The organism is Paraburkholderia sp. HD33-4, assembly GCF_021390635.1.
In the GTDB taxonomy this organism is placed as follows: Bacteria; Pseudomonadota; Gammaproteobacteria; order Burkholderiales; family Burkholderiaceae; genus Paraburkholderia.
Genome location: NZ_JAJEJS010000004.1, coordinates 160,403 through 176,164 on the forward strand (window position 1 = coordinate 160,403; position 15,762 = coordinate 176,164).

Below are 15,762 nucleotides of genomic sequence, written 5' to 3' on the forward strand. Positions count from 1 at the left end.
TGGAATTTTTGTCGCTGCGAGGCGCTTGCAGGGTCCAAATGGGCAAAGCTTCGCAAATTCGTCCACATATAGTCTTCACATTGATGGGAAACGCTCGATACACCGTAGACCTATTGCGCGCTGGTTTCTATGTCCGGATAGGTCGGCAAAGAGGCGGTCCGGGCGCCGCTGCACTCTGCGATTACTCGGCTCACAGGTTGCACCCAGCAGTCCCCTGGCGAACGTCCGTCGCATTTGCCTGATCATAGGACTGCAAGTAGGCTCGTCTAGTGGTGTGGATGTCTATCTTAGGAGAGGGGATGGGACGATGAAATAAATACCAGTTGCTGGCACCAAGGGCCCCGGTCAACGGGTGTGTCGTTGACTTCGTTTTCCCTCGCGCAAGATATTTTTGACGCGGGCTTGGAAACCCTTTTATTCAAAATGGAGTCGGAATTTTGCGGGGAAGGGAATCTGAAGTTGGGAAAATGACCCGGCTTCCGATCACTGACTGGCTGCAGGGTGTAAAGCTGCTTCATGTGCATAGACGACTACTATCGTCATAGAAACGTGGGTTAGAACGCGAGTGCGCGGTCGCTCCTAGTCAATCCGATATTTCCGGTCTGGAGTACGGGTCAGCCCGCTATCTGACTACGGACCTGATTCATCAAATTTGTCCACAGCGAAAACCCATGGAGAATTAGTGCATTTGAACGCTGCTAGCGGAGTAAACTAGATACCTATCGGAGTTTCGTCATGAAGAATTGTGCCGTAAGAAACACATCGATTTTGTTGCTGTCACTGATTATTGATGCCTCGTCGCTTGTCTGTGCTCAAGAGACCGTGACCGTGAAGTTGGGTGCCGCTGCTCCGCTGACCGGGGGGGTAGCTCACCAAGGCCGGGATTCGGAAAATGGCGCCAAATTGGCCGTTGAAGAAATCAACGCAAAGGGCCTTGTCGTTGGCGGGAAAAAGGTTGTTCTTGATCTCCTTCAGGAGGACGACGCCCAGGACCCACGAACAGCGACACAGATCGCACAAATGCTCGTCGACGAAAAGGTGGTTGCGGTTATTGGCCACCAGTCCTCCGGCACCTCAATAGCCGCGTCACAAATCTACCGAGACGCGGGCATTATCGAGATTTCACCCTCGGCGACCAATCCTGCATACACTCAGCAAGGTTTCAAGACAACCTACCGAATGATCGGAACCGATGCTCAGCAGGGCCCGGCGCTGGCTGAATATGCCGCGAAACATATGGGAGCAAAGACAATGGCGATCATTGACGATGCAACCGCATATGGACAAGGCTTGGCCGACCAAGTTGCGAAATCTGCCAAGATCCACGATATCAAGGTGGTCTCCAGAGATGCTTCCACGGACAAAACCCTTGATTTTAGAGGCATCCTTACGAAGATAAAGGGCGAGAATCCGGACGTAATCATGTATGGAGGCAGTGATGCGTCCGGTATGCTCATGGTGAAGCAGGCGGCGCAACTGGGGCTTCGCGCAAAGATTCTTTCTGGCGATGGAATGTGTATGGAAACAATGGGGGAGAGCACTGGGGATGCGTCGAAGAATCTAACGTGTTCCGAAGCAGGCCTACCCTTGGACATGATGCCCGGTGGGAAGGAGTTCAAGAGGAAATTCGAGGAGAAGTTTAAACAACCGATTTTGAGCTATGCGCCGTTTGCGTATGACGCCGTCTATGTTGTCGTGGACGCAATGAAGCGAGCACGCTCAACGGATCCTGCGAAGATTCTCGCGGAGATGCCATCGACGCAGTACAGTGGCGTAATTGGGAATATTTCGTTCTTTCCCAATGGAGATTTGAAACAAACCAGCATCTCGATTTACACGTTTAAGGATAAGAAGAAGACTCTTGTCGACGTGCTTAAAATGTAAGTGTCTCAGTACGGTCGGGATCGAATATACGCGTTGGTGCTCAATCGAAGAAATAAAACATGTTTGCACGAACTGCCGGCGGTCCATAACTGGCTAGTTTTCAGAAGAGAACCCTCGACTGAAGTGAGTGCAAGATCGCTACATGATTTCCTGGCGGCCTTGCGCTCAACCGGGTGCAATGACTCCCTTCTTTCATACACAAGACGCCGCCACTATGCGAATAGTTCCTTTGTCGCTGGGAAATCTGAATTTCGGGTAGAAGCGCGGGCTAAGGAGCATTAAATGGATATTTTCATCCAGCAGGTCCTCAACGGACTGGTGCTTGGCAGCGTCTACGCCATCATCGCACTGGGCTACACCATGGTTTACGGCATTCTGGGCATCATCAACTTCGCTCACGGCGATGTGTTGATGGTGGGCGCGATGGTTGCGCTCTCCGCCATAGGTGTGCTGCAGAACCACTTTCCGGGCCTCGGCAATGCGCTGACGCTCGTCATCGCGTTGTTCATCGCAGCAGTGGTCTGCTCGGTGGTCGGCTACACGATCGAGCGCGTGGCCTACCGGCCGTTGCGGCGCGCGCCGCGTCTCGCGCCACTGATCACCGCGATCGGTGTCTCGATCCTGCTGCAGACGCTCGCGATGATGATCTGGTCGCGCAATCCGCTGCCGTTCCCGCAGCTGTTGCCCACCGACCCGATCAACGTGATCAAGGCCACCGACACGACGCCGGGCGCCGTGATCTCGATGACTGAAATCGTGATCATCGTGGTGGCGTTCCTGGTGATGGCAGGTCTGCTGCTGCTCGTGCACAAGACCAAGCTCGGGCGCGCGATGCGTGCGATCGCGGAGAATCCGGGCGTCGCCAGCCTGATGGGCGTGAATCCGAACTTCGTGATTTCGGCCACCTTCATGATCGGCTCGGCGCTGGCCGCACTGGCCGGCGTGATGATCGCGTCGGAATACGGCAACGCACACTTCTATATGGGCTTCATTCCCGGCCTGAAGGCCTTTACCGCGGCGGTACTGGGCGGCATCGGCAACCTCGGCGGCGCAATGGTGGGCGGGGTGATCCTCGGCCTGATCGAACAGTTGGGCGCCGGCTACATCGGCAACCTGACGGGTGGCGTATTCGGCAGCAACTATCAGGACGTGTTTGCGTTCATCGTGCTGATCATCGTGCTGGTGTTCCGTCCGTCGGGCCTGCTCGGCGAACGCGTTGCGGATCGCGCCTGATACAGGGAGAAATAGACATGACCTCAATTCAACCGATCGAGCCGTCCACGACGCTCATCCCTGAGAAAAATCTGGCGAAGACGCTGACCGTTGGCATCATCACGGCCATCTTCGTGATCGCGGCCCCGATGATCATCGGCGCGGCCGGCGGCAACTACTGGGTCCGCGTGCTCGACTTCGCAATGCTGTACGTGATGCTCGCGCTCGGCCTGAACGTGGTGGTCGGCTTTGCCGGCCTGCTGGATCTGGGCTACATCGCGTTCTACGCGGTCGGCGCCTACACGTCCGCGCTGCTCTCCTCGCCGCACCTCGCGTCGCAGTTCGAGTGGATCACGCATCTCGCGCCGGGCGGGCTGCACGTGCCGTTCCTGATCATCGTGCCCTGCGCGATGGGAGTCGCCGCGTTCTTCGGCGTGATTCTCGGCGCACCGACGTTGCGTCTGCGTGGCGACTACCTCGCCATCGTGACGTTGGGCTTCGGGGAAATCGTACGGATCTTCCTGAACAACCTCGACCGCCCGGTGAACATCACCAACGGCCCGAAGGGGATCACGGGGATCGATCCGGTGCAGGTGGGCGGCTTCAGCCTCTCGCAGACGCACTCGCTGTTCGGCCTCCAGTTCCCGTCGGTGTACTCGTACTACTACCTGTTCGTGCTGGCCGCGCTGCTGGTGATCTGGGTGTGTACGCGTTTGCAGCACTCGCGTATCGGCCGTGCATGGGCCGCGATCCGCGAAGACGAAATCGCCGCCAAGGCCATGGGCATCAACACCCGCAACGTGAAGCTGCTGGCCTTCGCGATGGGCGCGTCGTTCGGCGGCCTGTCGGGCGCGATGTTCGGTTCGTTCCAGGGCTTCGTGTCGCCGGAATCGTTCACGCTGCCGGAGTCGATCGTGGTGCTGGCGTGCGTGGTGCTGGGCGGTATGGGCCACATTCCGGGCGTGATTCTGGGCGCGGTGCTGCTCGCGGTGCTGCCGGAATTCCTGCGTTCGACGATGGGCCCGCTGCAAAACGCGATCTTCGGCCATGAAATCGTCGACACGGAAGTGATCCGTCAGCTGGTCTACGCACTCGCGATGGTGCTGATCATGCTGTACCGCTCGGAAGGCTTGTGGCCGTCGCCGAAGCACGAAGACAAGATCGCGAAACTGTCGAAGCGTAGCAGCAAGAAGCCGGTACGGGCTTAACGGACGAGGTGAATAACTATGAGCGATAACATTCGACTGTCCGTCAAGGGCGTCAACAAGCGCTTCGGCGGCCTGCAGGCGCTGTCCGACGTGGGCCTCGAAATCAAGTCCGGCCAGATCTACGGCCTGATCGGCCCGAACGGCGCCGGCAAGACGACTTTCTTCAACGTGATCACGGGCCTGTATACGCCGGATTCGGGCGCGTTCAAGCTCGATGGAGATAACTATACGCCGACTGCGGTCTACCAGGTAGCGAAGGCGGGGATTGCGCGTACGTTTCAGAACATCCGTCTGTTCGGCGGGATGACCGCTCTGGAAAACGTGATGGTCGGCCGTCACGTGCGCACGAAGCACGGCCTGCTGGGCGCAGTGTTCCAGACGCCGGCCGAGCGCAAGGAAGAGCGCGAGATCAAGGAGCGCGCAATTGAACTGCTGGAGTACGTCGGCATTGCGCAGTACGCGGACTATACGTCGCGCAATCTGTCGTACGGTCACCAGCGCCGTCTGGAAATCGCGCGCGCGCTGGCTACGGATCCGAAACTGCTCGCGCTGGACGAACCGGCTGCCGGCATGAACGCAACGGAAAAGGTCGAGCTGACCAAGCTGCTCGACAAGATCCGCTCGGACGGCAAGACAATCCTGCTGATCGAACACGACGTGAAACTCGTTATGGGTCTGTGCAACCAGATGACGGTGCTCGACTACGGCAAGGTGATTGCGCACGGTCTGCCGCAAGACGTGCAGAAGGATCCGAAGGTGATTGAAGCTTATCTGGGTGCGGGGGTCCACTAATGGTTACGGCAATGTTGAAAATCAAGGGCCTGCAGGTCAATTACGGCGGCATCCAGGCAGTCAAGGGCATCGACCTCGAAATCGCGCAGGGCGAACTGGTGACGCTGATTGGCGCGAACGGTGCGGGCAAGACCACGACGATGAAGGCCATCACGGGTCTGAAGCCGTATTCGGCGGGCGACATCGAATACATGGGCCAGTCGATCAAGGGCGTCCCGGCACACGAACTGCTCAAGCGCGGTCTCGCGATGGTGCCGGAAGGGCGCGGCATCTTTGCGCGCATGTCGATCGTCGAGAATATGCAGATGGGCGCGTATCTGCGCAACGACACGGATGGCATCAAGGCGGACGTCGATCGCATGTTCGGCTTCTTCCCGCGCCTGAAGGAACGTGCGACGCAGTATGCCGGCACGCTCTCGGGCGGAGAACAGCAGATGCTGGCGATGGCGCGCGCGATCATCAGCAAGCCGAAGCTGTTGCTGCTCGACGAACCGTCGATGGGTCTGTCGCCGATCATGGTCGAGAAGATCTTCGAAGTGGTGCGCGAGATCTCGAAGGAAGGCATCACCGTGATGCTGGTCGAGCAGAACGCGCGCCTCGCGTTGCATGCGGCGAACCGCGGCTACGTGATGGATTCGGGTCTGGTCACGATGTCGGGCGACGCGAAGCAGATGCTTGATGATCCGAAAGTGCGCGCCGCATATCTTGGTGAGTGAGTTGCAAATGGCGAAACGTCAGTCGATAAGCGGGTAAATATTATGAACCGCCCGTGTTTCCCTCAAGCAGGCGGACATACTGGAGCCTTTACCTCATTTACAACGAACGACGTGAACACTTCTTTGACGCTTGCGCAGCCGTTAACATGCTGGCGCAGGAATTCGCCCGCTAAAGAAAGCGTTTTGGCAACGATTGTAAGTTGGTAGTCATAGGGTCCGGATATGTTGTAGCACGACACAACTTCTGGCAAACAACAAACCTCCGATTCGAATGTTTTCATCTGCTCCGTTGACTTTTGAAGCAATGCGACCATAACCAATGCTGTCACTTCATAGCCAAGCCGCTTCAGGTCGACTCGGGCGTGGTATCCCGTTATCACGCCAAGCGATTCAAGTCGTTTGACGCGGCGCCAGCAGGGCGAAGTTGTTAGATTGACCTTCTCCGATAGTTCGGCACTCGATAGCCTGGCGTCTGCCTGTAGAGCCAGCAGGATCTCGTGGTCGAAGCGATCTAAGTTACAAAGGGAACTATCCATTTCGGAACCTTCCTGATTTGCAAGTACAACAAGATAGAATGGATCCCGTCCTTCCTCCGCGGAAGAGAGCTAGGAACGGAGGCCCCAAGATGAATGCTACGACATATGGACTTGTATCGCAAAGGAGTGTTCCAGCTGACCGGTTGGCGCTCAAGCCGGTGACATCGTGGATAACCAGTTCGTCTGTGACGACTTGATCACGCATCTGGCACGGTGTCCCGCCGGTCGACTCGCTCGCGAGGCGTGTGGGATCGCTCACTGGTGGCGCGTAGGATCGGGGCGCTCAGACATGAACCGCCCCGGATTTGGTGGAGGCTCCAACTCTTGAGAAAATGGAGCCATGAACAAGTCGAACAAATTTTCTGCTGAAGTCCGGGAACGTGCCGTCCGCATGGTGCGGGAGCATCGCGGCGAATATCCGTGATAGTGGGCGGCAATCGAATCCATCGCCCCCAAGATCGGCTGCAAGAGCCAGACATTGCTGGGGTGGGTCAAACGAGAAGAGGTCGATAGCGGCGAGCGCGAGGGCGCGACCACGTCGGAACGCGAACGCCTCAAGGCACTGGAGCGCGAGGTCAAGGAACTGCGTCCTGCCAATGAGATCCTGAAGCTGGCGAGCGCATTTTTCGCCCAGGCGGAGCTCGACCGCCGCTTGAAGTCCTGAAGGCCTTTATCGATCAGCATCGCGACACCTTCGGGGTCGAGCCGACCTGCAAGGTCCTGCGGATTGCCCCGTCGGGCTACCGACGTCATGCCGCACAGCTTCGCGATCCGTCGCGGCGCTGTGCCCGCGCGAAACGTGATGAGCTTTTGCGGACGCAGATCAAGCGTGTCTGGCAGGACAACATGCGGGTCTACGGCGCGGACAAGGTCTGGAAGCAGATGAACCGGGACGGTATCATGGTGGCACGTTGCACTGTCGAACGTCTGATGAGGCAACAAGGATTGTGCGGCGTGATTAGCGGCAAGCGAGTACGCACGACCGTTCCCAAGGTGTTGGCTCCGCGCCCGCTGGACCGGGTCAACCGTCAGTTCAAGGCAGACCGTCCGAACCAGCTCTGGGTTTCTGATTTCACGTACGTTTCGAGGTGGCAGGGCTGGCTGTATGTGGCCTTTGTGATCGACGTGTTCGCCCGCCGCATCGTCGGCTGGCGCGTCAGCTCGTCGATGACTACGGACTTTGTTCTGGATGCACCTGAACAGGCGCTGTACGCTCGCCCGCCGGGAAATGACGGGACGTTGATCTACCACTCCGACCGGGGTTCGCAATACGTCAGCATTCGCTACAGCGAACGGCTGGCCGAAGCAGGTATCGAACCGTCGGTCGGGAGCCGGGGAGACAGCTACGATAACGCGCTGGCGGAAACGATCAGCGGCCTGTACAAGGCCGAACTGATTCATCGTCGTGCACCGTGCACACGCGAGAATCCGTCGAACTGGCGGCGCTGGAATGGGTGGCCTAGTTTAACCATCATAGGCTCATGGAACCGCTCGGCTATATCCCGCCCGCTGAAGCTGAGGCAACTACTACAGGCAACTCAGTAGTACCGCTGCTGCGCCCGTATCAACTTAAACAAACCAACCAGCCTCCGCGATTCCCGGGGCGGTTCAGGCGTCGCCCCCACGGCTCTCTGGGAGGGGGGCACTCCTATTGATCGCCTTGCGGAGAAGGTCGAGAGTACGCCGCTGCCAGAAGACGTGGAGGGAGCCTAGGACGAACTGAAAGAGCGTTGGCCGACTTCACTCGAGCAAACCATACTCGCCCACAATAAAGTCAGCGACACAGAAAGTGAAACGATGTCTGTGAATCCAGCATTGCAGAATACCTTAATTATGTTTAGATCCATAGAACCGTTTCGTTTTACTCACGACCTTATCGCATCAAGTCATCAAGTAACGGCGGAACCGGTCGAGCCCATCGTCAATTCGTTGCTTACTGCTTGCAAAACACCACCTGAGGTAACCCTCGCCTTCAGCGCCAAAAGCAGAGCCGGGTGCAAGGCCCAATCCCACCTTATCGATCAAGTCCTTCGCGAACGCCAAGCTATCTGTCATTCCGTCAACCTTGAACAGTGTGTACATAGCCCCTTTAGCCGCCGGAGGTGTCTGAACACGCGGCATGGAGGCTAGTCCTTCGGCGAGTTGATCTCGAGACGTCTTAAGTCGTGCAACAGTACTAGCAACATCGGCTTCTCCTCTTGCCATTGCATGGAGGGCACCGCGTTGCACAAATGCTGGAACTCCGCCGTTATTGAACTCGATAAGCTTACCGATGTCGGTTCCCATTGTTTTGGGAACCACAATCCAGCCTACGCGCCAGCCAGTCATCCGCCATGCCTTCGAGAATGAGTTGCAGCTTATGACACGATCTTCAGGGTCGGCTACATCAAGAAACGTCGGGGAAACATTGCCTTCGTAGTAAATTCGCTCGTATACGTCGTCCGAAATAATCCAAATTCCATGCTTGCGGCAGTGCTCTAGCAGGGCGTTGCGCTCCTCGGGAAGCAAGACCCATCCCGTCGGATTTCCTGGCGAGTTGAGAAGAAGTGCCTTGGTACCAGGAATCAAGGCGTCAATGAGTCTTTCAAGATTTAGTTGCCATCCTGCCGCAGAAAAATCAAGGCTAACCGTCGTAACGTGCGCACCCAACACCCGGGGCATTTCCAACAAGTTCGGCCACAGCGGAACAACCGCAACTAGACGATCGCCCACATCAACGATAGATTGGAGCGCAAGCATCAGCGAGGACGTCCCAGATCCCGTGACGGCTACATTCTCGACTGACCGTGGACTATGAAGGTTGCTAACGTAGGTCGCAACCTGCTCGCGGAGTTCCGGTAGGCCGAGCGTCTGCACATAGAACGTTTCACGCGCCTCAAGGCTCCTGATTGCCGCAGCGCATACTTCGTCAGATGTCGGGACATCAGGTTCTCCAAACCAGAAAGGAAGAACGTTGGGCCGTCCCATAGCCGCGTTTGCAATCTCCCGGATTTTGGATGATTGAAGCTCGTGTACTTTTGCACGCGCAGTAGAAGGATAGTCGGAAACAATCGGAGTGCTATTCATGACGAATCCTTATTTCGATATTTGCGAATTCTCGCCCCATTCAGAGATTTGAGACCGTGTATTAGAGCAACGAGAATGTCGAATGCGCTGTCGATCACACCTGTGGCTCGTGTTCGCGATGACATTTCCGCCACCGAAATTACGGCTCGCATGTAGAATGGTAGCGGGTAGGCCTCGGGAAGTTTTGCCGTATGGACGGGATTGTCGTACTATTTTTGGAAAGTTTGTTTCGAGAGTGTCCGCAATTTCGGCTTGTGATTGCGCAGGTCTAAAATAGGGCTTCAGCAGAAAACAGCACACTGGATTTGACGGGTCGAAGGTGGGTTGATCCTTTTGCGTCGGGCAGGCGGTTCAAATATCCCTTCGTGACACGCTCGCTCATTCGAAATAGTAGTGTGATGGAGGATCCCACATGACTGACGCGCAAAGCTCGGTGACTCAGGTGTTGTTAGGGAAACGCTGATCAATGGACCACCTGCCCAAGTTGTAGGCGAGATGGCGTCGAATTTTCTGGATGACGAAGCGATTCGACGCTCAATTCGGTGAATGGGACGCGTAAACGAGCCTCCCTGGTCGCATTTTTCATACGCATGACGGATTGCTCCCATGGACCGCTCGCAACAGATTTCGCGCAATCACCAGATTCGCCAGAGCGAACAGGCTGAACAGTTGCGCGGTGTTCTTGGCCAAGCCCTTGTATCGTGTCTTGCGATGGTGAAACAGGTTCTTGACGATATGAAACGGATGCTCAACCCGCGAACGGATCTGCGCCTTGGTTCGCTCAAGCGCGATCACCAGGTCCTTCAGCACTCCCTCTTGCATCGCCTTGATTTTTCCCCGCTTGGCAGCGACGTGCCACTTCACGGTCTTGCCCGCCATTTCCTTGCGCTTATCTACGCCAATGTAGCCCGCATCGGCGAACGCCTGCTCCTCATGTCCGTGCAGTAGGGCATGCGCTTGCGATACATCCGACACGTTGGCCGCCGTGCCAACCACACTGTGGATCAGGCCCGAATCGGCATCGACTCCCACGTGGGCTTTCATCCCAAAGTGCCATTCGTTTCCCTTCTTCGTTTGATGCATTTCCGGGGCACGACTCTTCCGTGCGTTCTTGGTCGACGGCGGCGCTTCAATGATCGTCGCGTCAACCAGCGTGCCTTCCTTCATCATCAGCCCACGCTCGCAGAGCGAGATGCCAATCTCGTCGAACAACTTCCGTGTCAGTTCGTGTTCGATCAGCAGGCGCCGGAACTTCAACAGCGTGGTTGCATCAGGCACGTTCTCGACTGCCAGATCGATGCCGGCAAAGGCTCGCAGCGCGATGCTGTCATACAGCGCGTCCTCCAGTCCTTCGTCCGAAAGTCCATACCACTGTTGCAGGAAGTAGATTCGAAGCATGCGCTCCAGGCCAATCGGCGGGCGGCCTCGCGTGCCCTTCGGATAGTGCGGCTCGATTGCCAACAGCAAACGCTGCCACGGAACGACCTTCTCCATCTCGGCCAGGAAGCGTTGGCGCCTCGTCACTCGCTTCTTGCCTGCAACTTCCGCTTCCGCGAAGCCGATCTGCCTCTTCATCATTGTGAGTCTGTTCCGTGAGTTGCCTCCTATAACGTCCTCAGCTACGCCAGCGATGACCACCGAGCCGAATAAATCAGCGTTTCCTTAGCGTCGAGACTTCTCCCTGTTACGCGTTCGTACTGCGCGAACGGCAAGCGTCGCGTGTGCGTTAGCTATAGGCCGGCTGAGTCAGGAGAAAGGGCTGGTCGACTCGCTCCAGAATCCGATACATCGCTGGTCGAATCCTTCAGACTCTATGCTCCAGCCAAGGGCATCGTCGATGCATTTGTATTTGCGTTTGCGCTGACTGACGGCATAGTCAAGCCATTGTTTCGGTACTGACAGGTGGTTCCGATCAAAAGCTTGCGCAATCCTCTGCAGAGATTCACCGTTTCTGCCTACGGTGCCACATGAATGCCTTTCGGGCTTCAGTGTAGTAAATCCAGCGTCGCTGTTTCATTTGCAGCACTACCACTGCGCACGCAGCCTCCAGTGTGTTGCATCCACCGGGTAAATCCGTCACTGTTTCGCGGCCGGCTATGGTGAGCGCGGCAGAGCGGTCGACTTGAAGAATTCGTCGTCGGCTGTTCGCCAAATATCGGGCTCGCTAGAGCGCCCTTGTTGCAGTCGGAAGAATGCTCGCATCCGATGTGCGCTCATGTGCTCGTCTATCGGAACACCTGCTGCAAGCAAGTCGGCCGCCGCAGCTAGCTGATTGACTGCAACCTCGAAGTCTGATGTTTCCACAGCTGCATCATCGTCGAACATCGGGACGGCAGTTTGACAGACGAACTCAGAGCCGTGAGTCCGCCGACGCCGTGCTCCCAATGGCCGCGATACGCAGTGTTTGCTGGCGCTGGCGACAGGTACGTCAGACAAAATCCCTTGCATGCAGCACCACGGTGCGTCCGTCAGAGGGCAACTTTTTGGCGTCAATGGCGCGAGCGATGCGAGGCAGATTCACGTTGAGCGCGAGGAGTAGTTGCCGCGGTTCGGTGTTTACTGGTCCCAACTTGGAGCACGCCGCGTCAACTGACAGCAGGAGAGCGTGAAATGCGCGTTCAACAACGTACGCAGAAAAGCGCACACCGTCACCAGGTACAACGGTTGGCGATGTGAAGGTCAACTCTTGGCTCACGGTCCATTCTCCATCGGTTGTTTTATCGGGAGTGAACCTTACACGCGGGCGCGACCGCCGACCGTCGAGTTGTCTCTCCGGAGCGCTACTATGAAATCGTAACGCGCGAGCCGTCGTCGAAAATTACGCATTCGATTTCAACACCAAGTGGGGCATCCGACCGTGCTAGTGACAGCGCAAATCGAACATGGTCGAATTGAAGGTCGTCCTCGCGCAGGATTTCGATGCATGACGAGAGGTCCGCTAGCCCAGCGTCACTCTCCGCGTGATTCACCAGCGATATCGCGACGTTAACCATCTGGGCTGCTCTTGCTTACGACCGCCCGTACGGAGAAAGGGGCGACCGCAAGATCGGCTCACGCTGGCTTCGATTCCTCGTCCTTCCGAAAAATTAACTCGCGTAGCGACGCGCTATATGCGAGTGCCCTCATCCTTGTCGTTTCGAGATCTTGCCCTGCCTTGTACAGACCAGACCCCAAACCGAAACCGGTCGCTCCAACAGACGTCAAATCAGCTAAGTCCTCGGGACCGATGCCGCCAACTGGAATAAGTGCGACGCCGGATGGCATGACGCTGCGCCAAGCCTTCAACACCGGTCCTCCCAACTGTTCAAATGGAAACATCTTGATAACGTCTGCACCGTGCTTGAGCGCTGCGAAAGCTTCGCTCGGTGTAGCCACTCCTGCCGCCGTGGTCATCTCAAGCTTCTTCGCGGCAGCAATGACATCTTTGTCGCTGTGAGGCATCACAATGAGTTCGCCACCTGCCTCCTTTACGTCTTTCACTTCCGATTGGTTCAGAACCGTGCCAGCACCAACGATTGTATCGTTTGGAAGAGATCCTCTGATTGCCGCGATGCTGTTGAGCGGTCTCGGGGAATTGAGCGGCACCTCGATGATCCGAAATCCAGCCTGATACAGAACATTTGCGTGGCTGGCCGCCTCACTTGGACTGATCCCGCGAAGGATCGCAATCAACGGAAATCTCTCCAAGGCAGATCCGAAACGAGTTTTCAGTGTCGTACTGTTCGACCTGTGCGAGGTAATTGTCATGTGCCGAGTTCCCGAGTGTTTAGTCTTGCGCGGACGGGGCAGCGAGTAGACCCGCATCCCACGCTATTTGAAAAAGGCCATATTCAGTCGTCTTTTGCAGAATTCGTACGTCGGCGTAACCCATCTGCGAAAGTGCGAGCTGATAGCGACGGCAGAGTCGTTCATCACCTATCAGTCCAACGGTCCAGTCGTTAAGCGTCGACTCTTCCTCAACGAGAAGATGAGATAGTCCACAGAGTTCGTGTCCAATGAGCAAGCCTGACAGATAGTCTGATTGCTGTTCTGGCCCAATCTCTCCCGTCAGTCCGAGCGTTCGCACACTGAACATCGTCGCTAGAACCCCGAGATGACTGTGTCGTATGGCCGTGTCCACGCCGCGCAGGAACGCCGCGTCCAGATTGTTGCTGGACGGGTGCATCGTGCGACCTAGGATGGTATAGTCGCGCAGGACTGCGAATACCTCTCCCGTCATAAAGGTAAGAAAACGCTGTAACTCCCCGTCGAATGTAAAGGCCCATTTCGCGTGTGTGCCGGGCAAGCCAATCAACGTCCTCCTGGCTTCTTTAAGTTCCGGATAAGCCGCGAATGCGCCGAAGATCTGAGTTTCTTCACCTCTCATTACGTTTGGCATGGGACCGTTCTGGATGATCCCAGGCACGATGAAAACAGTTGTCCCACGCGCCGTCTTGAGCGTCTCCAATGCCCGCGTGAGGGGCGCACAGTCTACCGGCGCAGGGACGTATGGTGCCTCTAGCCAACCTTGAGCACTTCCAACCATTCCTGCCGCGACAACAGGGATGTCGGCCACGTCGAGCCAATCTCCACAGATCGCTTCGAACGCTTCGTCGAACCCGCCTTCGATTGCTGTCCTTCGCAAATGCATGATGCCCTGCGACGACTGCCTCGAATCGAGGACAGTGCCATTTGCATTGAACAAATAGGCACGCAGAGACGAAGTGCCCCAGTCGAGCCCGATCAGGACCGCCTCATCTGTCGGTTTTATATTCATATTCAACTCGCTGACGTCGCTGCGGGTTTACAGTCCCGCCCCGGTTGCTGGTACCTCTGCAGGGGTTCGAACGATTGATCGAAGGAAGTTTTTCGCGCGCTCAGTCTGGGGGTTGTCAAAGAAATTCTCCGGAGGTGCTTGCTCAATCAGCTCTCCCTTTTCCATGAAGATGACGCGATCCGCCACCTTCCGAGCAAATGCCATTTCGTGGGTCACGACCAGCATCGTCACGCCAGTCGCGGCGAGGCTTTGGATGACGTCGAGAACCTCGCCAACCATTTCTGGGTCAAGGGCCGACGTGGGCTCATCGAACAGCAAGACAGCCGGCTCCATCGCCAGCGAACGGGCAATCGCGACACGTTGCTGCTGACCCCCTGAGAGCTGGTCAGGAAACTTGTGGGTGTGCTCCCCCAGCCCAACGCGTTCTAGAAGCTGCTTTGCTCGAACTTCAGCCTCCACCCATGAAGCTCCGCGCACTCGAACCGGTGCAATCGCGACATTGCGCAGCGTCGTCATGTGCGGGAACAAGTTGAACTGTTGGAACACCATGCCGACTTCAGCTCGAACCTTTGCCAGGTTTTTCCCTTTTTCAACGTTCACGCCATCCACCACGATGCTACCGGACGAGAACTCCTCCAGCAGGTTAATGCATCGAATCAGTGTGGACTTTCCCGACCCGGAGGGACCGATCAGCGCAAGAACTTCGCCGCGCTTCACTGTTAGGTTGATACTCTTAATCGCATGGAAAGGCCCATAATGCTTATTGAGGTTTTTTATGCTGACGATCGCCGGCGCACCGGGCTCGATCTGATAAATTCGACTCATTTGATTGCCTCCGTGTGTTGTACTTGGAAAGACTCGCTTTACCGGCGACGCTTGCGGCGTTTCTCAAGCGCTCCGACCAAACGGACCAGCGGCAACAGGAGAGCGAGATATAGAATCGCAGCACCAATTAACGGAGACGGATTAGCATAGAAGGCCTGAGCCTGGGTAGCCTGTTTGAGCAAATCTGGCATGGCGACAACCGACGCAAGGGCGGTATCCTTAATGAGGCCAACACCGACTCCCGTTGCGGGAGGGATCACAAGGCGCATGGCCTGTGGCAACGTGATATCGACCATCAGCCTCGACCACGAGAAACCTAACGCTTGCGCGGCCTCAAATTGGCCCCACGGTACGGCTTCGATCCCCGCGCGGAATGTTTCGGCCATGTACGCCGCGGCTACTCCAGATAGCGCTGTTGTAGCCGCCCAGAATGGGCTTAGCCGGATCCCTACAAAAGGAAGGGCGTAGTACACAAGAACGAGGAGTACGAGAAGAGGTATGGCGCGGAACACATCAATGTAGGCCATCGCCAGCATACGCAAGGGCTGGGCGCCGTACATCCTTGAAAGCGCCAGTAGAAGCCCGCCGAAGACTGAAAAGAACAGACACGCCGCGCCAAGCAGGATCGTGAAACCAAAGCCTTCCAGAAGCAGTGAGAAAGCATTCCGCAGAACGTCGATGTTGAAAAATGTGGTGACAATGTCCATATACAGTCTCATGCGCGACAGGATGCGAACCGCCCGCGCAACGAGAAATGAGCGTCGTGC

The 15,762-nt window shown here is 56.6% G+C and carries 14 protein-coding genes, 2 pseudogenes and 1 other annotated feature; of the genes and pseudogenes, 6 read left to right on the top strand and 10 right to left on the bottom strand.

Annotated features, from left to right (window positions below; genetic code table 11):
- Positions 1-735 precede the first annotated feature (735 nt).
- From L0U84_RS42650 to L0U84_RS42670, 5 genes are all read left to right on the top strand, one after another.
- A complete protein-coding gene (locus L0U84_RS42650) occupies positions 736-1,884 on the top strand; it encodes a branched-chain amino acid ABC transporter substrate-binding protein (protein ID WP_233860132.1) in 1,149 nt (382 codons plus the stop codon).
- A gap of 282 nt (positions 1,885-2,166) precedes the next feature.
- Positions 2,167-3,117 carry a branched-chain amino acid ABC transporter permease gene (locus L0U84_RS42655; protein ID WP_233860134.1) on the top strand — a complete coding sequence of 317 codons (951 nt, stop codon included), beginning with the start codon at positions 2,167-2,169 and terminating at the stop codon, positions 3,115-3,117.
- A gap of 17 nt (positions 3,118-3,134) precedes the next feature.
- Positions 3,135-4,304, top strand: a complete 1,170-nt coding sequence (locus L0U84_RS42660) for an ABC transporter permease subunit (RefSeq protein ID WP_233860136.1) — start codon at positions 3,135-3,137, stop codon at positions 4,302-4,304.
- Between the two features lie 18 nt (positions 4,305-4,322).
- The gene (locus L0U84_RS42665; protein ID WP_233860138.1) at positions 4,323-5,096 is read left to right on the top strand and encodes an ABC transporter ATP-binding protein; all 774 of its coding nucleotides are present in this window, start codon (positions 4,323-4,325) and stop codon (positions 5,094-5,096) included.
- Positions 5,096-5,812 carry an ABC transporter ATP-binding protein gene (locus L0U84_RS42670; RefSeq protein WP_233860139.1) on the top strand — a complete coding sequence of 239 codons (717 nt, stop codon included), beginning with the start codon at positions 5,096-5,098 and terminating at the stop codon, positions 5,810-5,812. Before L0U84_RS42665 ends, L0U84_RS42670 begins: the two co-directional genes overlap by 1 nt.
- A 62-nt stretch (positions 5,813-5,874) precedes the next feature.
- Here the strand turns inward: L0U84_RS42670 and L0U84_RS42675 are convergent, their stop codons facing one another.
- Positions 5,875-6,348 (bottom strand): Lrp/AsnC family transcriptional regulator, encoded by a 474-nt coding sequence (locus L0U84_RS42675; RefSeq protein ID WP_233860140.1) that lies wholly within the window; start codon positions 6,346-6,348, stop codon positions 5,875-5,877.
- 340 nt (positions 6,349-6,688) lie between these two features.
- Between L0U84_RS42675 and L0U84_RS42680 the strand changes: the two are divergent.
- Positions 6,689-7,921: pseudogene (locus L0U84_RS42680) on the top strand (IS3 family transposase).
- Positions 6,967-7,083: a sequence feature (AL1L pseudoknot), on the top strand. Its footprint overlaps the pseudogene before it by 117 nt.
- A gap of 308 nt (positions 7,922-8,229) precedes the next feature.
- Here L0U84_RS42680 and L0U84_RS42685 read toward each other — a convergent pair.
- The 9 genes and pseudogenes from L0U84_RS42685 to L0U84_RS42725 all read right to left on the bottom strand — a co-directional run bounded on the left by L0U84_RS42685 (position 8,230) and on the right by L0U84_RS42725 (position 15,702).
- Positions 8,230-9,414 (bottom strand): pyridoxal phosphate-dependent aminotransferase, encoded by a 1,185-nt coding sequence (locus L0U84_RS42685; RefSeq protein WP_233860141.1) that lies wholly within the window; start codon positions 9,412-9,414, stop codon positions 8,230-8,232.
- A 582-nt stretch (positions 9,415-9,996) separates the two neighbouring features.
- On the bottom strand, positions 9,997-10,989 hold the full coding sequence (locus tag L0U84_RS42690; protein ID WP_233860386.1) for an IS5 family transposase: 993 nt from the start codon (positions 10,987-10,989) through the stop codon (positions 9,997-9,999).
- Between the two features lie 151 nt (positions 10,990-11,140).
- Positions 11,141-11,301, bottom strand: a pseudogene (locus tag L0U84_RS42695) (IS5/IS1182 family transposase); the annotation flags it as partial.
- 207 nt (positions 11,302-11,508) lie between these two features.
- Complete coding sequence (locus L0U84_RS42700) at positions 11,509-11,739, bottom strand: hypothetical protein (protein ID WP_233860142.1); 231 nt, start codon at positions 11,737-11,739, stop codon at positions 11,509-11,511.
- Positions 11,740-11,842: 103 nt separating this feature from the next.
- Positions 11,843-12,109 carry a hypothetical protein gene (locus L0U84_RS42705; protein ID WP_233860143.1) on the bottom strand — a complete coding sequence of 89 codons (267 nt, stop codon included), beginning with the start codon at positions 12,107-12,109 and terminating at the stop codon, positions 11,843-11,845.
- A 356-nt stretch (positions 12,110-12,465) separates the two neighbouring features.
- On the bottom strand, positions 12,466-13,161 hold the full coding sequence (locus tag L0U84_RS42710) for a 2-dehydro-3-deoxy-6-phosphogalactonate aldolase (RefSeq protein WP_233860144.1): 696 nt from the start codon (positions 13,159-13,161) through the stop codon (positions 12,466-12,468).
- A 19-nt stretch (positions 13,162-13,180) separates the two neighbouring features.
- Positions 13,181-14,170 (bottom strand): 2-dehydro-3-deoxygalactonokinase, encoded by a 990-nt coding sequence (locus L0U84_RS42715; protein WP_233860145.1) that lies wholly within the window; start codon positions 14,168-14,170, stop codon positions 13,181-13,183.
- Between the two features lie 27 nt (positions 14,171-14,197).
- The gene (locus tag L0U84_RS42720) at positions 14,198-14,995 is read right to left on the bottom strand and encodes an amino acid ABC transporter ATP-binding protein (protein ID WP_267940230.1); all 798 of its coding nucleotides are present in this window, start codon (positions 14,993-14,995) and stop codon (positions 14,198-14,200) included.
- A 38-nt stretch (positions 14,996-15,033) separates the two neighbouring features.
- On the bottom strand, positions 15,034-15,702 hold the full coding sequence (locus L0U84_RS42725; protein WP_233860147.1) for an amino acid ABC transporter permease: 669 nt from the start codon (positions 15,700-15,702) through the stop codon (positions 15,034-15,036).
- Positions 15,703-15,762: the final 60 nt, after the last annotated feature.